Here is an 18,125-nt window from a genome sequence, read left to right as displayed (position 1 = left end):
CCTTGTTTTATATTTTATATTTAATGTATTTACGATAGAATTTCGTTGATCTGATCTGCTAATTCTTCTCCAATACGATCCTGAGCTTCTAATGTTGCTGCCCCAATATGCGGAGACAAAGAAATCTTAGAATGTGCTAATATTTTATCTGAAGGAGCTGGCTCATTTTCGAATACATCCAGACCAGCAAAACGTACTTTTCCTGAATCCAGAGCTTCTATTAAAGCTCCCTCGTCTATAACACCCCCTCTGGCGCAATTAATAAGCATTACACCATCTTTCATCATATCAAGCTGCTCTTTCCCGATTACAAAACCTTTTTGTGCAGGAACGTGCAATGTGATAATATCTGCTTCTTTTAAAATCTCTTCAATCGGTTCGGTAATAATATCTACATTAATGGATTGGCCATTATAGAAATCTACTTCAATATTTGCTTTTCCTACGAATGTATCAGCAGCAATTACCTTCATACGAAGCCCAAGTGCTATTCTTGCTACTTCGATACCAATTCTGCCCATACCAATAATACCTATTGTCTTACCACGCAGCTCTATGCCACCAGCATAAGCTTTTTTAAGCTTTTCAAACTCAGTATTTCCTGATGAAGGCATTTGTCTGTTGGAATCATAAAGAAAGCGGATACCAGAATATAAATGTGCAAATACAAGCTCGGCAACAGATTCTGAAGATGCAGCCGGTGTATTAATTACTTTTATTCCTTTTTCTCTGGCATATTCCACATCTATGTTATCCATCCCAACTCCTCCTCTTCCGATAATCTTTAAAGAAGGACAATTGTCAATAATATCCTTGCGTACTTTTGTTGCACTACGCACTAATAAAACATCGATTTGGTTGGTATTAATGTAGGAGATTAGTTCTTCCTGCGGAACTTTATCTGTGATGACCTGAAAGCCATAATTAATTAGTTTTTTTATTCCACTCCCTGAAAGCCCGTCGTTGGCTAAAATCTTTTTCATATTAATCTTTAAAAACTTTTATTTTTACTTTCTTTTCTATCATATCTGTAAACTTTCCTTTGTAGCGCGTAGCCTTTACCAGGTGATTATCTATCCAATGGTAATTTCCACCTCTTGGCTTTCCTAAAAGAACACTATGAAACTTAAATCCATTATCTCTCAGCCATGTCTCGGTAATTTCCCGTAAGTCCTCGGTTCTGGATGTAAAAAAGCAAATCTGGTGCCCTTCGTCGTACCATCTGTTGATGGTTGCAAGTGCATCCGGAAATGGTTTACATGTTTTCATCCTCTCCGGTTCCTCATTAGGGACATCATCCGTAATTGTTCCGTCAATATCAATAAGATAATTGATTACTCCATCTTTTAGCATCGGGCTAAGATGGTCTTTGAATTCTAGTTCCATAGTTTTAGTTTAACGTTCATATCTCGCTTAAAATTGTCCTCCACCTACAGCTCTGTAAAAATTAGCAGAAGCTACCAACTGTTGCAGTTTATCATTTACTCCGGCAAGTTGTGCCGCCAGTAGATTCTGCTCAGACGTTAATACATCGGTATAATTAGTTTTAGAAGTATATTTTAGCAACTCCATATTGAAATCTACTGCCTTGGCAAGTGTTTCAATCTGTTGCTTTCTGGTGTTTTCTTTAGCTACAGCCATCTGGTACGAATACAGTGCATTCGATACTTCAGTTCCGGCTGTAATCACACTTTTCTCATAAGTAAGATACGCCTGTTCCTTCTGAGTTTCAGAAACCTTAACCTGAGTTCTCTTGGTTCCTTTACCCAAAATAACCTGACTAAGAGCTCCACTGGCTGAATACATAAATGAATCTCTGAATAAATCCTTTATTTTCAAAGAAGACAATCCAAATGCTGCAGTAATATTAAGCGCAGGGAAAACATCTGCTTTAGCTACATTTAAAGCTTCAAATGCCTGTTGATAGTTATACTCTGCCATTTGCACATCCGGTCTGTTTCTTACCATCTGTAAAGGAACTCCAGTTTTCAGATCTGAGTAAACAGCTTGTCCGTCTATACTGCTTCTTTCAATTTCTAAAGGAGGCTCTCCCATCAATAGAGAAAGAGCATTTTCGGTAGTTTTAATATTCAGTTCAATATCCGGAACCGAAACCTGTGCTGCATATAAATTGGCCTCACTTTGAGCAACATCTGCCCCAGTTAGGATGGCACCTTCTTTTAATGCTTTAATGGTTTCAAGTTGCTTCTTTCTGATATCAATAGTCTGATTGGTTATTTCAAGCTGCTTGTCAAAAGCTAACAACTGATAATAAAGTGTCGCTGCCTGTGCTACCAATTGGGTCTGAACAGCTCTTTTGGAAGCATCACTGGATAAAAGCGTTGCGTAGGCAGCTCTTTTAGCAGAAGCCAGTTTACCCCAAACATCGATTTCCCAGCCGGTATTGATACCTAATTGGAAGTTTTCAATATGATGTGTTGGGAAAAGTGGATTAACCTGTGCTGCCGGACTATTTTTAGAAATCGTAGCTGTTGGACCTCCATTTATAGTTGGCAAAAAGGCCATCTGACTTTGTTTGAAATAAGCATCTGATTGCTGAATTCTGGAAATGGCAATTTTCAGATCCAGATTATTCTGCACTGTTTTTCTGATAATATTTTGCAGATTGGTATCTGTGAAAATCTTATCCCAGGATACGTTTGCAGTAGACAAACTATCCTGAGTATTGATTTCTTTACCATATAATCGGTTTAGCTTTTCATTTGAAATTTCAGGTTTATGGTACGGATCGGTTACTTTACATGAAACAACCAGCATCGACGCAGCACCTGCAAAAAGCCATATATTATTTATTCTTTTCATGTTTTAATCTGTTAGTTTTGGTACGTCCGCACTTTCCTCATTCTTAATAGAAATTTTCTCGTGTAAGAACTGGAATACGACAAATAATACTGGTATAAAGAATACCCCGAAGATTGTTCCGAAAAGCATCCCTCCGATCGCCGCAATACCAATAGCATTGTTACCAACTGCTCCAGCTCCAGCCGCAATAGCCAATGGTATAAGACCAAATACAAAGGCGAAAGATGTCATAAGGATTGGACGTAACCTTTGTTGTGCTCCTCTCAATGCAGCTTTACCAATTGATAATCCTTTTAATCTGGCTGCATGGGCAAATTCTACAATAAGAATCGCATTCTTTGCCAGTAACCCAATAAGCATGATAAGGGAGATCTGAGTATAAATGTTATTTGATGTTCCGGTAATCCAGGTAAAGAATAATGCTCCAGCCAGACCAAATGGTAATGACAGCATTACAGCAAACGGAAGCATATAACTTTCGTACTGTGCACAAAGAAGGAAGTATACAAAGATACAACATAGTGCAAAGATGATAACCGTTTGGCTACCCGCACTCATCTCCTCTCTTGTTAAACCAGAGAACTCATATCCGTAACCAGAAGGCATTACCTGTGCAGCAACTTCCTGAACAGCCTGGATCGCATCACCAGAACTATACCCTGGGTTTGGTGTACCATTTACAGTAACAGCCGTAAACAAGTTGAAACGGCTTATACTCTGTGGACCATATACTCTTTTCAGTGTAACGAATCTGCTAACAGGAGCCATAGCGCCAGTACTGCTTCTCACTTTAATAACGTCAAAGCTTTCTACGTTTGCTCTTTGATTAGGTGGTGCCTGGTAAATTACACGGTATTGTTTTCCGAATAGGTTAATATTAGAAGCATATACCCCACCAAAGTATCCCTGAATAACACTTAGTACATCTGATACCGAATAACCTGCATTCTTAATAGATGCTACATCCACATCGATAAGGTATTGCGGGAAGTTCGGGTTAAATGAGGTATAAGCATTTTGTATTTCTGGTCTTTTCTTTAGAGCATCGATAAAATCATTGGTTACTTTATTCAGATCATCAATTGTACCTCCTTTCTGGTCCTGAAGCTGCATTTCGAAACCTGCAGCATTACCAAACCCTTGAAGCGTAGGTCTTCCGAAGAAAATAATACGTGCATCTTTTATTCCTGCAGTCTGTTGGTATAATTTACCAAGAACAGCATCCTGAGATTCACCTTTACCAGTTCTTTGTGCCCATGGTTTCAGCTTTACAATTACCATCCCGTAGTTACTACCTGTACCACTGATCATTCCCCTTCCGGAAATTTTCATAATGTGATCTACTTCAGGCATTTTAGATACCACTTTCTCAATCTGTGATAACACTTCTTCAGTTCTCTCCTGTGAGGCACCTAGTGGCAATGCTATATCCGAGAATATACCACCCATATCTTCACTCGGTACAAAGGCTTTGGGTGTAGAGACCATAAGCCAGCCAAATAATCCTGCAAAGCCCAATAAAGCTATCAGTGTAAGCCATTTCCTTCTCAAAAGGAAGCTAACACCATGGGTATACTTCATTGTCGTTGCTGTAAATGCAGTATTGAAATTGGCGAAGAAACGCTGCATAATATTCTTTTTATGCCCTTCACCATGTTCTGCATGAGGCTTTAGGAATATTGCACAAAGTGCCGGACTCAGCGTTAATGCATTTACTGCTGATAATACAATAGAAATTGCCAGTGTTAAACCAAACTGCTTATAGAATACCCCGGCAGAACCACTAATAAAACTTACCGGTACGAATACGGCTGACATTACAAGTGTAATACTGATAATAGCTCCGGAGATATCATTCATGGCAGAAATAGCTGCACGCCTAGGCGATTTTTCACCTTGTTCTAATTTGGAATGGACAGCCTCAACGACGACAATTGCATCATCCACAACAATACCTACTGCAAGGATTAATGCAAATAGGGTAAGTAGGTTAATTGTAAATCCGAAAAGATTCAGGAAGAAGAATGTACCGATAATAGCTACTGGTACAGCAATCGCTGGAATCAACGTAGATCTCCAGTCCTGAAGGAATATAAATACAACGATGAATACAAGGATGAAAGCTTCAAATAAAGTATGAAGTACTTTATCAATTGAAGCATCCAGGAATTCATTGGCATTTACCATTGTTGTATAGGTAATCCCTTTAGGGAAAGAAGTTGAGGCATTGTCTAATACGGCCACACAACCATTGATAACTTCCTGAGCATTGGAACCTGCCGTCTGTGCAACAGCAACCCCAATCGCCGCCTGTCCGTCTGTAAAAGTATTTCCTGAATAATCCTGAGCTCCTAATTCTATTTTGGCAACATCTTTAAGTCTTAAGACTTGTCCGCCAATATTTCCTTTTAATACTATATCTTCAAACTCAGCTGTACTGGTAAGACGACCTTTATATTTTAGTGTGTATTCAAAACTTTGTTTCCCCTGTTCTCCCATCTTACCTGGGGCAGCTTCAATGTTTTGTTCATTAAGGACTGCACCAATGTCACTTGGAACCAAACCATAAGCAGCCATTTTATCAGGATCCAACCAGATTCTGATTGAGTAATCTTTTGTTCCGAATACGGTTACATCCCCAACCCCATTTACCCTTTTCATTCTTGGGATAATGTTGATGTTGATGTAGTTCTGTAAGAATACCTGATCGTATTGAGGATTATCACTCTTCAGTGTATAAATTAATACGTTGGAACTCTGTCTTTTTACAACCGTCACCCCGGCTTGTGTTACTTCACGCGGAAGTAAGCTGTTAGCACGAGAAACCCTGTTTTGTACATTTACTGCAGCAATATCAGGATTTACCCCCTGCTTGAAGAATACAGAAACAGAAGCTGATCCTTCGTTGGTTGCTGAGGAAGACATGTAGGTCATACCTTCCACACCATTAATCTGCTCTTCCAGCGGAATGATAACACTCTTTAGTACCACATCCGCATTGGCCCCCATATAGTTGGCATTTACCACTACAGTAGGCGGAGCAATGTCAGGATATTGAGATACCGGCAGACTCACAATACCTAAAATACCTAATATCACAATGATAATAGATATTACGGTAGAGAGTACCGGTCTTTCTATATATTTTCTAAACATAATTTTAAATGAGATTATAAGGATTTCTCCTTATGATTAATATTAGTTAGCTTTTGGAGTAACAGCAGTAAGACTGGTTTGTTTAGGAACAATTTCAGTTCCGTCTTTCAATATACCAACTCCTTCCACAACAACTTTATCACCAGCTTTCAGTCCGGATTCTACGGCATAGCTTACACCATCCGGAAGACGAACTACTTTAACTTCTGTTGATTTTACTTTGTTGTCTGCTCCTACTATATAAGCAAAGGTTTTACCCTGCATTTCGTAAGTAGCTTTCTGTGGAATAATAATTACTTTTTCCAGATAGGTAGGAAGCTTTAGCGTAGCACTGTATCCGCTTCGGATAAGCCCGTTTTCATTAGGGAAAGTCGCACGCATCATAAATGATCCTGTCTGAGGGTCTACCTGACCGCTCATAGATTCGATTCTTCCTTTTTCTTTGTATTCACTACCATCTGATAAAACTAAACTAACATTAGGTGCATTCTTCAGCTTTTCTGTAATACTTCCGCCTGTTGAATGTTTTAGGAATTCTAATACTTCTTTTTCATTAGCTGAAAAGTAAGCATAGATACTTCCGATATTAGATACCGTAGTTAATGGCTCCTGTGTAGCACTGTTTACATAACTACCATGACGATATGGCAACGTCCCGACATAACCTGTTACCGGACTGGAAATCATTGTATAACCTTCATTAACTCTTGCATTTGTCAAGTTAGCCTGTGCCTGTGCAAGGTTGGCCTGTTTTGCCTGTAATGCCAGCTGGGCTGCCTGAAGCTCGTATTTGGAAATGATATCCTTATCTACCAATGGTTTGGTCTTCGTTACCTGCATCTGAGCTGTAGCAACATCTGCCTGCGCACTTCTTATAGCGGCTTCTGCAACCCTTACCTGTTGCTCATACTGTGGATTTCGGATTCTGAAGAGGGCCTGTCCCTGCTTCACATATGCACCCTCATCTATGTAAATATCTTCTATAAATCCATCAATTTTCGGACGTATCTCGATATTTTGTTTCCCCTGCAAACGTGCAGGAAACTCTTCATAGACTGTAGCTGGCCCTTGTTCTACTGTTATGAACTGGTATGGTTGAGGTTTTTGTTGCTGCTGTGCCGCAGCCGCTTTTGGGTCTCCTTTACCGCAAGAAACATTCAGGGTTAACAAAAACAAACCTGATGCTGCGATAAGTGTATTTTTCTTTATCGTCATAATAAATATTAGTTTTCAAGCAAACAAATTTATTAAAAAAACATCCAAAAATTATAAGTTTAACGAATATTTTGATTAGGAAAATCAATTGATTATAGCTATTTTTGCTCCTAAATGGAAGAGAAAGTTGTACTTGTAAACCCAAACGATGATGTACTGGGTGTAATAGAAAAGATGCAAGCCCATCATAACGGGCTATTACACAGAGCCTTTTCAGTATTTTTGTTTAACCAGGAAGGCAAAATGCTTTTACAGCAAAGAAGTGCAACCAAGTATCACTCTCCAGACAAATGGACCAATGCGTGTTGTTCGCATCCGCGTGAAAATGAGACTTATTTAGACGGTGCTAAAAGAAGGATTCATGAAGAATTGGGTATCAACTGCGAACTGGAAGAAAAATTCCATTTTATTTATAAAGCAGATGTAGGCCAAGGTTTGTGGGAACACGAACTGGATCACGTTTTTATCGGAACCTATAATGGTGAATACCAGTTAAACCCCGATGAAGTATCTGCTATACGTTTCGTTACCATGGAAGAGCTGGATGGAGAGATTGCTAATAAACCGGAACTTTTTACAGAATGGTTTAAAATTATCTGGGACGAATACAGACACCACCTATAACAGACAATCAACAAAATTATAAATCGAAATAATATTTTAAAAATGAAAAGAACAGCACTTTTTGACAAGCATGTTTCTCTTGGTGCCAAGATTGTTCCTTTTGCTGGCTTCGAAATGCCTGTACAGTATTCCGGAGTTACTGAAGAACATTTTGCGGTACGTGAAAAAGCCGGAATGTTTGATGTAAGCCACATGGGACAATTTTTTATTGAAGGACCGGGAAGTAAGGAACTTCTTCAAAAAGTTACCACCAATAATGTAGATACATTAGAGGATGGTAAAGCACAATATTCTTGTCTTCCGAATGAAAATGGCGGAATTGTAGATGATCTTATTGTATACAAGATTGCTGATGAGAAATACTTTGTTGTAGTAAATGCTTCCAATATTGATAAAGACTGGAATCATATTTCTAAATACAACACTTTTGGTGCTAAAATGACGAATGCATCGGATGACATGTCTCTTATTGCTATTCAGGGACCTAAAGCGACTGAAATTTTACAGAAATTAACGGATACTCAGTTAGCTGATATTCCTTACTACAACTTCACTATCGGTACTGTAGCAGGTGTTCAGGATGTAATTATTTCCAATACAGGTTATACAGGATCTGGAGGTTTTGAAATTTATTTCAAAAACGAAAATGCTGTGAAATTATGGGATGCATTAACTGAATCCGGAGAAGAATTCGGAATGATTTCTTGCGGACTAGCTTCCAGAGACACACTAAGATTAGAAAAAGGATTCTGTCTGTATGGTAATGATATCGATGATACAACCTCTCCTATCGAAGCTGGCCTTGGCTGGATTACTAAATTTGATAAAGATTTTGTTTCTAAAGAAGTTTTTGCAAAACAAAAAGAAGAAGGTATTACCAGAAAACTTGTAGGCTTTGAAATGCAGGAAAAGGCTATTCCAAGACATGATTATGAAGTAGTAGATGCTGAAGGTAATGTTATTGGTAAAGTAACTTCCGGAACAATGTCCCCAATGAAAAAAGTTGGCGTTGGATTAGCTTATGTTGCAAAACCTCACTTCAAATTAGGATCTGACATTTTTATCAGAATCCGTAATAAAGACATTCCTGCAAAAGTTGTAAAACTTCCTTTTATATAATGGAATACAAATAACCTGAAAAGGTCATAAATAAGAATACCCGGAAATATCCGGGTATTTTTTTTATCAGAAAATCAAAGATTAAACTTATGCCCTTGGAGGCAATTTATGATGTAATACAAAGGGATTCTGATCCTTCATAATATCGTTTAGCAAAGCATCCTTAGCCACGGCAAAAAGGTTTGAATTTTATTCTTGGCATTTATAATAGCTTCTTTCAATACTAACGTCCTAACATTAATAAATTTAAAATTTATAATAACTAAAAACCTCACAGACAATAAAATCTGTGAGGTCCAATATTTTCTGAGGACTAATTGTAGCTATACTCTAAGAACCAAAGAACTGGTGTAACTTCTCCAAATTAGACTTATCACTACCTGCAAAAATTTCTTTACCGGTAATAAATACTGGTCTTTTCAGAAAGCTGTAATGATCCAGAATTAATGCTTTAAAGTCTTCTTCTTTCAGCGTTTTAACATCTATTTCTCTAGCCTTAATTTGGGTAGATTTCTTACTGAATAATGCTTCGTATGAATTAGTCAGTTTGTACATTTCAGCCAATTCTGATTCCGTAACAGGAGCCGATTTTATCTCTATAAGTTCCCAACCATCCAGATTGAATTCAGCCATAATTTTCTTACACGTACCACATGTTTTCAGGTAGAAGACTTTTTTCATTTGTATATTTCTTATATAATATCCAAAAATACCATCTTTAAAAGAGAAATGAAAGCCAAGTCTACAAATAATTATTTATAAAATCCCAGAACCCATTTACTGGCAGCTTCTATGTCTGCATCTTTATTTGTTGATTGCTCTACTAATACATCTGGATTAATAGCACCAATATGATCTTTTTTATTACGATCAGCAGCATTACTAGTGGATAGCATCAAAGATGAGCCATTTGACAATACATAAGTTCTGTTTCCTGTAGTATATCCTGCTGTAGGCTGACCAAATAATCTGGCATTGTCCTGACCTATAAAAGATACAACGGTAAACTCTCCACTACTTGCAGTTCTTCCTCCTACAAGTAAAGCAATTCTCTCAGGTCTTTTCTTTAGTTTGTATGCATTAGGAACATAAGCATTACTACTCCACATCTTCTCTCCTTTTTCCATAAGCTTCCATGGATTCTTTTTATTATTGCTAACAAAATAACCAAGTGTTCCTTTATCTAAAAGCGGCCCCAATCCTGTAATCATAGGATACATATTACCTCCCGTATTTTTTCTTAAGTCAATAATCCAGCCTTTTATATCATTTTTAGTATCCAGATCTTTGATCAGATTCTGAATATTCTTTGCATAAACAGTCATTGCAGAATCATTTACAGAACCAAATTGCGGAACATTAATATATCCAATATCACCTGGCAATAATTTGCTGGTTGCTCCTTCTAATTTTTTTGTCGGGCTGGAATAATTCGTTGTGGAAGCTACGGACATAAAAAAAGAATGTTTATCTCCTACTTTTCTAAGCTCAGATATTATATAATCTATTACTGGTTTTGTATCGTTTGCTGCTTTCATTCCAACCGAAAGTCTTTTGATATTTTCATCAATCGCTTTCCAGTTTAGCTTATCTCTAAAAAGAGAATTTTGTTTAACAATATCTCTTATCTCTTTTATAAAAGGTTCTGCAGGTTTGTCAGCAACTATTTCAGTTTTATTAACCGGTTCATTATTTTTACTCTGAGAGAAAACTATGCCAGCATAAAGGATTACAATCAATGTAAAGAATATACGTTTCATATGTTATTTAGTTTTTATTTGGTGTATTTGGATTTGTTTTAATATTAATTAAGCGCATTTGAACTTTCTATCATTCATTATGTCCAAATGAGTGTAAATATACCTATTTTTATTACTTTATAAATCTTATTAAATCATGCATAATACACCAACAACGTTTCAGTTTATCTCAGAACCCACAGATGTCAATTTCGGCGGCAAAGTACATGGCGGTAGTGTAATGAAATGGATAGACCAGGTTGGCTATGCTTGTGCCAGTAATTGGTGCGGAAGTTATGCCGTAACAGTATATGTTGGGGGAATACGCTTTCTGAAACCTATAAAGATTGGTGAGCTTATCAAGATTAATGCTAAGGTTATTTATACTGGTTCTTCTAGTATGCATATCATGATCGATGTTTTTTCCAAAGCTGTTACCTCCAAAAAGTATGAAAAGAAGACACATTGTATCATTGTTTTTGTTGCTGTAGACGAAAATGGCAACAAAATAAAGGTGCCACAATGGAAACCAGAAACAGAACATGAGCTTCAATTGGAAGATTATGCAAAAAAATTGATGGCGTTACGTACTGGTATTGAGGATGAAATGAAAGCTTTTCTATAAAACATCGATTAATACTTGCCAGTTCGAAAAAAACGTTATATATTTGCAGTACAATATCGCGGGGTGGAGCAGTAGGTAGCTCGTCGGGCTCATAACCCGAAGGTCGCACGTTCGAGTCGTGTCCCCGCTACTAAATGAAAAGAGAACTCAATTGAGTTCTCTTTTTTACTTTCAACCAAACTCAAAGATGAACTAGTTAGATCTTAATAAAAAAGCCTCAATACTTTGGAGCTTTATATAATTATTAATTTTTCTGATCTGTATTCTTTACAGTTCATCCAACTCTATAGGATTATTATTATTTTCTTTCCAAATTTTTAAATTTCTTTCACTTCTTTTTATGTATTCATCCCTTTCTTTCATGCTTCCAAAAAGTATTCTTCCTTGAAATATCTCAGTTCGAATCTTTTTCATAGGGTCTTTTCTATTCTCAACAACCATTTTTTTATAATCACTTAAAAGAAATTGTTTTGAATTTGCATACGAAGCATCAGTTAATATTTTATAAGAATCAGGTTCTATTTTTTTAATACTTATTAGTTCATAATCATGATTATTAGATGAATCTTTTATTTTAAGAATTAGCCCAGGTAGTCCATAGAATTTATATGGACCATCAGAGAATGGAAGAGAAGTTGAAAACCAAGCTGTCCATTCTCTGCCACCAAATTCAGTTGTTGCCTTTTGTACAGGATATGATAGTATCTTATTCTTTTCATTTGTAATATGCCAAATAAAAGGTCTATCATCTTTTATTTTTAAAACAGGGTCTCCTGCATAATTTGGAGTATAAAAAAATACTTCTTTATTAACTAAATTTTTATTGACAACATATCTTGTCCTTAAAGATGGATCTGGAAAATTCTGAATTCCACTTGCCATACTAGAATCAGATTTTATCTTAGTGTAGTTTGAAAAAAGTGACTGTTTTTGTATTGGATCGATTTCCAAAACCATTGTTTCATCTACAATACTATCTTTTTTTAAACTATTAGGTATTGATTTATAGTTATAAATGAATCGAATACTTTGCGCAGAAACATTATAATTAAATACTATACATGTTAGAAATATGAAAATTTTGTTCATAGTTATTCATCTAATTTATAATTCTTAGAGGTTATTTTACTTCATAAAAAATAACCTCTAAAAATTAAATTTAAAGAAAAGAATAATTTAGAATTACCCTACTTTTGTCACAGAAGTTCCCGAATCTACACATTCCAATTCATCATAAAAGCGAATATAGACAACCGTACTACACTCTCTCACACCTGTTTTAGAATCTGGTGCTGAACAACAAGCGTAGGAACCCGTAAGAACGGGAACTGCTTCTGCTACAATTCCTCCAAATACATTTTTCAATTCACTTCTGTTTAATTGTTTTAGATAGTTTTTTTTCATTTTTAAAATTTTAATGATTAGTCTCTTAAAATTAAATATTACACATAAACAAATTGTTTAACATAATATTTTTTTCATCATAAAGTTTGTTAAAAATAAAAAAACTCCGATTATACCGGAGCTTTTCTTATATTATTTAATCCTTGATTAAGGCTTTTCATCTGTCAGATCAAATCCCCAGTCTTTACCTTTCATTGTTGCAGGAATACCTTTCGTCATCCATGCCGGAGCTTTTGCCCCTTTCAGGTAATAATCGAAGAACTGCTGTTCTCTAATCTGAATATCTTTTCTGTTCTGACGCTTGATCAGGTTATGATCGTCACCATTATAATTAAGCATCCATACCGGCTTACCTAATCTTCTTAACGCTGTAAACATTTCGATTCCCTGATACCATGGCACTGCACCATCTTTATCATTAGCCATTACCACTACAGGGGTATTTACTTTATCGAAATGGAATAAAGGAGAGTTTTCAATATATAAATCTCTTGCTTCCCATAGAGACTTCCCTATTCTACTTTGAGATTTTTCATACTGGAACTGTCTGTTCATTCCCGATCCCCAACGAATTCCCCCATAAGCCGAAGTCATATTTGCCACAGGAGCACCAGCCCACGCAGCAGCATACATATCAGTTTGCGTAATAAGGTGAGTTACCTGATAACCACCCCAGCTTTGCCCTTGTATACCGATGTGTTGTCCGTCTACCCAAGGATTCTTCTTCAGGTACTCTACTCCGGAATTGATATATTCCACAGCAAATCTTCCCGGATGTCCATCCTCATTATAGGAAATATCCGGTGTAAAGACCAAATACCCGTTGCTTACAAAATAAGAAATATTCAGGCGCGACGGTGTTGGAGCCGGAGCTACATATCTGTTTAAATTCTCAGATAATTTCTCGTAGAAGTAAACAATCATAGGATACTTCTTGTTTGGATCAAAGTTTTCCGGCTTGAATAAAACACCTGTAGACTGATATCCTTTTGGTGTTGTCCAGTTTACAAGCTCATCTGTCCCCCAGTTATACTGAGCCTGTTGAGGGTTTGTATTGGAAAGCTGAGTTTGTTCTTTAAAATCTGAAGAAGCAAAAAGATTTGGAGACTTTGCATAAGATTCTTTAGTAAAGATATACTCTTCTGCATTTTTAGCCTTCATTAATGTTTTAAAGCCCCAGATATCACCCATATATACTTCTTTAGGATCTTTACCGGATAATATTGAAGTTTCGTAAATACCATCTGCTTTCGTAACATTGTTAAAAGCTGAAATATACATTTGCTTCTTTCTGTTCAGGCTTTTTATATCCTTATCAAGATTATAAGTATCGAAAGTAATCTTATGTGTTCTTCCATAAGAATTAGTAATGTTTCTTGGTGCTTTCTTACCGTTTAAGAAGAATTCCCAAAGGTCATAACGATCTTTGATGATAACAGATTCATCATTATCCGTCCATGAAGCGATCCCGTAAGCGTATGGCTTATCCGGCATATCAAATTCTTCATCTGTAAAAGAAACACTCAGGTTCTTATTCAGCTGAGTTGTAGTTTTTGTTGCCACACTATAGCTGTACCAGTTCCCTTTCTCTCTGTCAAAATAAACAATATATTTACCCAGAGGAGATGCTACAGCATTACCATTCAGTTCTTTTACAACCTCTGTAGTATTTCCGTTGATGTTATCAATAAGGTAATATGTTTTTCTATCCGCTCCCTCCCATTGTGACTGGATTCTGGATCCTTTATTCGTAGAACCTAAAACATAAGAAGCATTACCTTCATTAACCAATCTTATCGTATCTGTGCTATCATCACCCAGACTGCGGAATACCTCTGGCTTGTCCGTTTGGAATACTGCTCCGAAAGATTTTTTCAGATCTTTACCCATATTTTTCAATTGAGTTGTCTGTATGTAATCATCTTTATAATTCCATACATCGACTATTGCATGATCATTCGCTATTAATGTAGTATCCTTTGCAATTGGCTTTGGCGCTATCCCGAAATAAAGCTGTTTCCCGTTTTTACTAAATATCGGTGCTCTGTTTTCAGAAACAACCCAGCCTTTTGGCAAATTAGTATGCTGATTATTTACAACTGCTTTCTTTGCATTCTGAGAAAAATAATACAGCTGATAATCTTTTACCAGATCATTTTTGGCAGATAAAGTTCCGATGAAAGCCAGCTTATTCCCTAATTCATCAAATGTAAGTTGAGAGAAATTACCTTCGCCTTCTGTCAGCTTGTTTACTGTTCCTTTCTCAACATCTACCCAGTTTACTGTTTGCAAAGCATATTTAACCGGAGCAGACTTATCTTTCTTCTCAGGCTTCTTATTGTCTTTTTTATCCTTGTCCTTATCTTCGGGTTTCTGAGTTACAAACATCAACTGCTTCCCGTTTTCACTAAACTGATAGCGGACTACATTTTCATAAGTTACTTTCTTTCCCGTCAAAAGATTTACAAGGATAAGATCCGATGGCTTTGCATTCGCATCATCATCTTTCTTATCATCTGCATCATCGTCTTTAGTATCAGGTGTAGCCGTCTTATCTTTTATGTTCTCCATCAGGTAAGCCATCCACGCTCCTCCCTTTTCCGGAGATTTAAAGGATTGCACATTCGGTATTTTCTCAATTTTCTGAGTGAATAGATTTACAATACCCAATGTATCTTTTGCCAGTTTATCTTTCTTCAGTTTTTTGTCCTTTACTGCCTTAATATCTTTAAAGAAAGGTTTGATGGAGAATAAAGCAAATTTAGAATCATTGGTGAAAGCTAGTTTACTTCCTCTTGGAAATTCAAGTGAGCTTTTAGATTTTGGGGAAGATAGATACAATTTCGAGTTTCCTTCCTGTGGATCAATATTGTATCCGACCCATTTTCCGTCATTAGAAATTTTCCGGCTTCCCACCGACTGCCAGCCATCGTATACCGAATGGTCTAATGGTTTCTTCTGTGCAAATGCACAAACCGACCCCGCCACCAATACAGATGAGAGAATGAATTTTAATTTCATATTATAACACTATTAGTTTTAACAAAGTGCTAAAATTAGGAAATTCCCCATAAAAACAGGTACTATGATTGATGAAAACACAAGAAATAATACATATTCTTAATAAAAGAGCTATCTTTTTCAGAAATAAAAATGCTTAACTTTGTTACATGGCAAAAATTTTAAGAATTTATCCGGAAAATCCACAGGAAAATCTTATTCAGGAAGTTGTAAAAACACTGGATAATGGTGGCCTTATTATTTATCCTTCGGACACTGTTTATGCTTTGGGCTGTAATATCTTTGACATAAAAGCTATGGAAAAGCTGGCACAGATAAAAGGAGTTAAATTAGAGAAGGCTCATTTTTCCATTATCTGTAATGACCTTAGCCATTTGTCTGAATTTACCAGACCTATAGATACGGCTACATTCAGATTATTAAAGCATTATTTACCTGGTCCTTTCACATTTATTATGGAAGCCAACAAAACTTTACCCCTAGCATATAAAGGGCAAAAAACCATAGGAATCCGGGTTCCGGATCATTCCATTCCACAACTTATTGTTTCCAAATTGGGACACCCTATCGCCTCTACTTCTATTAAAGATGACGATGATGTTATAGAATACACCACCGATCCGGAGCTGATAGCTGAAAAATATGATCATCTTGTAGATATTGTTATAGACTCAGGATATGGTGACAACAAAGCATCTACAATAGTAGACCTTACACAAGGTATCCCTGAAGTCGTAAGAGAAGGAAAAGGAAATTTTGAAGATTAAAGACAAACATGAAGATACTTATTTCTCCGGCTAAGCTTATGAATATCGAGAATAAAACCGATATGCTCAAGGCTAGCACACCAAAATTTATAGAAGAAGCAGCACATATCCAGAAATATTTAAAAGAGAAAGATCCTAAATTTATTAAGGATCTTATGCATATTTCAGATAAGCTGGCTAACGAAAACTGGGAAAGAAACCAAAACTGGACAACAAAGCCAACAACTAAAAACTCTACATCTGCTCTTTTTGCTTTTGCAGGTGAAGTATACCGCGGATTAAATGTGAAGACTCTGGATAAAAATGCTGTAGACTTCCTACAAAAGAATTTAAGAATGCTATCCGGGCTTTACGGTTTATTGAAGCCTTCTGATAAAATAATGCTGTACAGACTGGAGATGGGTTGTGGCTTCAGCTTTGAGAACTACAAAAACCTTTATGGCTTTTGGGCAGATAAAGTGACAGATGAAATAAACCATCAGCTAAAAGCCAAAGATTTTGTTCTTAATCTGGCCAGTAATGAGTATTCTAAAGTTGTAAACAAAAAGAAACTAAAAGCTCCGGTTATCGAATTCGATTTCTATGAAGAAAGAGAGGGCAAGAATAAAAACATAGTTGTTTATACAAAACATGCCCGTGGACTTGTTTCCAGATTTTGCGCCCAAAATAATATTGAGAAACTCGATGACGTGAAAGCTTTCAATCTGGAAGGTTATCTCTTCAATGACAAGCTTTCTACTGAACATCATTTTATTTTTACCCGATAAGCATTGAAAATTCAGGAACTACAACAGCTATATTCAAAAGAGCTGACATTACTATATTCGGAAAGTGAAATCCAGAAACTGTTCACTTATTTAGCTGAAGAATACCTTCAGTACAATAGTATTCAGTTAAAAATGTATACTGATCAGAATATAGATAATCCACAGGAATTACAATTTACACAGGCATTAGAGCAACTAAAATCTGGTAAACCTTATCAGCAGATATTAGGAAAAGCATATTTCTATGGAGAAGAATTTCTTGTTAATGAAAACGTTCTGATTCCGCGTCCGGAAACAGAAGAGCTTATCAAAGTTATTTTAGATAAACTTCCTACTGATAAAAAACTAAAAATTCTGGATATTGGCACCGGATCAGGCTGCATTGCTATTACCGTAGCCAAACATCTTAAACAAGCAAATGTTTATGCACTGGATTATTCCGAAAAAGCACTGGAAATAGCAAAGAAAAATGCAACACTCCACAACATCAATATTCATTTTATCCAACAAGATTATCTGAATACAGATATATCAGAAGTTTTTGATGTTATCATCAGCAATCCGCCTTATATTGGCGCCGAAGAGGAAGTTGATATAGAAAATAGTGTAAAAGATTTTGAGCCTATGATGGCGTTGTTTGCGCCACAAAATGATGTATTAGCTTTTTATCGTAAGATTGCTAACGACACAGAGAACAAGCTTACAGACAACGGTTATGTTTTTCTGGAAATCAATCAGAAACTAGGCCCCGAAACATTGGAGCTATACAAAAATAAATTGTCTGAAGTTTATCTTCTAAAAGATATTTCGGATAATGACCGAATGATCTGGGGGAGAAAATAAATAATAATACCTTATAGATTTC

General features: G+C 36.3%; 16 protein-coding genes and 1 tRNA gene. 7 read left to right on the top strand and 10 right to left on the bottom strand.

The annotated features are described in order from the left end of the window. Positions 1-29: 29 nt before the first annotated feature. The 5 genes from C8J95_RS04515 to C8J95_RS04495 are packed head-to-tail and all read right to left on the bottom strand — an operon-like array spanning position 30 to position 7,194. Positions 30-983 (bottom strand): D-2-hydroxyacid dehydrogenase, encoded by a 954-nt coding sequence (locus tag C8J95_RS04515; protein WP_059324308.1) that lies wholly within the window; start codon positions 981-983, stop codon positions 30-32. Between the two features lies 1 nt (position 984). Further along, positions 985-1,386 (bottom strand): phosphoheptose isomerase, encoded by a 402-nt coding sequence (locus C8J95_RS04510; RefSeq protein ID WP_009084664.1) that lies wholly within the window; start codon positions 1,384-1,386, stop codon positions 985-987. Between the two features lie 27 nt (positions 1,387-1,413). Then, positions 1,414-2,823, bottom strand: a complete 1,410-nt coding sequence (locus tag C8J95_RS04505; RefSeq protein ID WP_107808932.1) for a TolC family protein — start codon at positions 2,821-2,823, stop codon at positions 1,414-1,416. Positions 2,824-2,826: 3 nt separating this feature from the next. Then, positions 2,827-5,979, bottom strand: coding sequence for an efflux RND transporter permease subunit (locus tag C8J95_RS04500; protein ID WP_107808931.1), 3,153 nt, complete (start codon positions 5,977-5,979; stop codon positions 2,827-2,829). 42 nt (positions 5,980-6,021) lie between these two features. Beyond that, positions 6,022-7,194: an efflux RND transporter periplasmic adaptor subunit gene (locus tag C8J95_RS04495; protein WP_107808930.1), complete on the bottom strand. Its 1,173-nt coding sequence runs from the start codon at positions 7,192-7,194 to the stop codon at positions 6,022-6,024. Between the two features lie 114 nt (positions 7,195-7,308). Here C8J95_RS04495 and idi point away from each other — a divergent pair, with 114 nt between their 5' ends. Then, positions 7,309-7,818 (top strand): isopentenyl-diphosphate Delta-isomerase, encoded by a 510-nt coding sequence (gene idi, locus C8J95_RS04490; protein ID WP_107808929.1) that lies wholly within the window; start codon positions 7,309-7,311, stop codon positions 7,816-7,818. Positions 7,819-7,860: 42 nt separating this feature from the next. Further along, positions 7,861-8,937, top strand: a complete 1,077-nt coding sequence (gene gcvT / locus C8J95_RS04485; RefSeq protein WP_107808928.1) for a glycine cleavage system aminomethyltransferase GcvT — start codon at positions 7,861-7,863, stop codon at positions 8,935-8,937. Between the two features lie 330 nt (positions 8,938-9,267). Here gcvT and C8J95_RS04480 read toward each other — a convergent pair whose 3' ends face one another. After that, positions 9,268-9,618 (bottom strand): arsenate reductase family protein, encoded by a 351-nt coding sequence (locus tag C8J95_RS04480; protein ID WP_107808927.1) that lies wholly within the window; start codon positions 9,616-9,618, stop codon positions 9,268-9,270. Between the two features lie 71 nt (positions 9,619-9,689). After that, complete coding sequence (locus C8J95_RS04475) at positions 9,690-10,697, bottom strand: S41 family peptidase (RefSeq protein WP_107808926.1); 1,008 nt, start codon at positions 10,695-10,697, stop codon at positions 9,690-9,692. A 136-nt stretch (positions 10,698-10,833) separates the two neighbouring features. On the opposite strand from C8J95_RS04475, the gene C8J95_RS04470 reads away from it, so the two are divergent. Together C8J95_RS04470 and C8J95_RS04465 are read left to right on the top strand one after the other, a co-directional pair. After that, positions 10,834-11,301: an acyl-CoA thioesterase gene (locus C8J95_RS04470; protein WP_021346919.1), complete on the top strand. Its 468-nt coding sequence runs from the start codon at positions 10,834-10,836 to the stop codon at positions 11,299-11,301. Between the two features lie 57 nt (positions 11,302-11,358). Continuing rightward, positions 11,359-11,431, top strand: a tRNA-Met gene (locus C8J95_RS04465). Between the two features lie 137 nt (positions 11,432-11,568). On the opposite strand, the gene C8J95_RS04460 is transcribed toward C8J95_RS04465, so the two are convergent. The 3 genes from C8J95_RS04460 to C8J95_RS04450 all read right to left on the bottom strand — a co-directional run bounded on the left by C8J95_RS04460 (position 11,569) and on the right by C8J95_RS04450 (position 15,726). Continuing rightward, on the bottom strand, positions 11,569-12,390 hold the full coding sequence (locus tag C8J95_RS04460; RefSeq protein WP_107808925.1) for a GLPGLI family protein: 822 nt from the start codon (positions 12,388-12,390) through the stop codon (positions 11,569-11,571). Between the two features lie 93 nt (positions 12,391-12,483). Beyond that, the gene (locus C8J95_RS04455; RefSeq protein ID WP_107808924.1) at positions 12,484-12,705 is read right to left on the bottom strand and encodes a hypothetical protein; all 222 of its coding nucleotides are present in this window, start codon (positions 12,703-12,705) and stop codon (positions 12,484-12,486) included. Positions 12,706-12,852: 147 nt separating this feature from the next. Further along, positions 12,853-15,726, bottom strand: coding sequence for a S9 family peptidase (locus tag C8J95_RS04450; RefSeq protein WP_107808923.1), 2,874 nt, complete (start codon positions 15,724-15,726; stop codon positions 12,853-12,855). Positions 15,727-15,875: 149 nt separating this feature from the next. Between C8J95_RS04450 and C8J95_RS04445 the strand changes: the two genes are divergently transcribed. From C8J95_RS04445 to prmC, 3 genes are read left to right on the top strand one after another with little or no spacing between them, the layout of a single operon-like run. Beyond that, on the top strand, positions 15,876-16,493 hold the full coding sequence (locus tag C8J95_RS04445) for an L-threonylcarbamoyladenylate synthase (protein WP_059324320.1): 618 nt from the start codon (positions 15,876-15,878) through the stop codon (positions 16,491-16,493). An 8-nt stretch (positions 16,494-16,501) separates the two neighbouring features. Next, positions 16,502-17,260, top strand: coding sequence for a peroxide stress protein YaaA (yaaA, locus tag C8J95_RS04440; RefSeq protein ID WP_107808922.1), 759 nt, complete (start codon positions 16,502-16,504; stop codon positions 17,258-17,260). Between the two features lie 3 nt (positions 17,261-17,263). Then, the gene (gene prmC, locus C8J95_RS04435) at positions 17,264-18,103 is read left to right on the top strand and encodes a peptide chain release factor N(5)-glutamine methyltransferase (protein ID WP_107808921.1); all 840 of its coding nucleotides are present in this window, start codon (positions 17,264-17,266) and stop codon (positions 18,101-18,103) included. The last annotated feature ends 22 nt before the right edge of the window (positions 18,104-18,125 follow it).

The organism is Elizabethkingia sp. YR214 (assembly GCF_003058195.1).
Taxonomy (GTDB): Bacteria; Bacteroidota; Bacteroidia; order Flavobacteriales; family Weeksellaceae; genus Elizabethkingia.
The sequence above is the reverse complement of the archived record's forward strand: the minus strand, read 5'-3'. Positions and strand labels throughout refer to the sequence as shown.

Excerpts from the sequence above, each read along its gene's own strand:
- C8J95_RS04460 (WP_107808925.1), bottom strand. The coding sequence starts at position 12,390 with ATGAACAAAATTTTCATATTTCTAACATGTATAGTATTTAATTATAAT.
- C8J95_RS04510 (WP_009084664.1), bottom strand. The coding sequence starts at position 1,386 with ATGGAACTAGAATTCAAAGACCATCTTAGCCCGATGCTAAAAGATGGA.
- C8J95_RS04505 (WP_107808932.1), bottom strand. The coding sequence starts at position 2,823 with ATGAAAAGAATAAATAATATATGGCTTTTTGCAGGTGCTGCGTCGATG.
- C8J95_RS04500 (WP_107808931.1), bottom strand. The coding sequence starts at position 5,979 with ATGTTTAGAAAATATATAGAAAGACCGGTACTCTCTACCGTAATATCT.
- C8J95_RS04475 (WP_107808926.1), bottom strand. The coding sequence starts at position 10,697 with ATGAAACGTATATTCTTTACATTGATTGTAATCCTTTATGCTGGCATA.
- gcvT (WP_107808928.1), top strand. The coding sequence starts at position 7,861 with ATGAAAAGAACAGCACTTTTTGACAAGCATGTTTCTCTTGGTGCCAAG.
- C8J95_RS04445 (WP_059324320.1), top strand. The coding sequence starts at position 15,876 with ATGGCAAAAATTTTAAGAATTTATCCGGAAAATCCACAGGAAAATCTT.
- C8J95_RS04470 (WP_021346919.1), top strand. The coding sequence starts at position 10,834 with ATGCATAATACACCAACAACGTTTCAGTTTATCTCAGAACCCACAGAT.
- C8J95_RS04495 (WP_107808930.1), bottom strand. The coding sequence starts at position 7,194 with ATGACGATAAAGAAAAATACACTTATCGCAGCATCAGGTTTGTTTTTG.
- C8J95_RS04450 (WP_107808923.1), bottom strand. The coding sequence starts at position 15,726 with ATGAAATTAAAATTCATTCTCTCATCTGTATTGGTGGCGGGGTCGGTT.
- yaaA (WP_107808922.1), top strand. The coding sequence starts at position 16,502 with ATGAAGATACTTATTTCTCCGGCTAAGCTTATGAATATCGAGAATAAA.
- idi (WP_107808929.1), top strand. The coding sequence starts at position 7,309 with ATGGAAGAGAAAGTTGTACTTGTAAACCCAAACGATGATGTACTGGGT.
- C8J95_RS04515 (WP_059324308.1), bottom strand. The coding sequence starts at position 983 with ATGAAAAAGATTTTAGCCAACGACGGGCTTTCAGGGAGTGGAATAAAA.
- C8J95_RS04480 (WP_107808927.1), bottom strand. The coding sequence starts at position 9,618 with ATGAAAAAAGTCTTCTACCTGAAAACATGTGGTACGTGTAAGAAAATT.
- C8J95_RS04455 (WP_107808924.1), bottom strand. The coding sequence starts at position 12,705 with ATGAAAAAAAACTATCTAAAACAATTAAACAGAAGTGAATTGAAAAAT.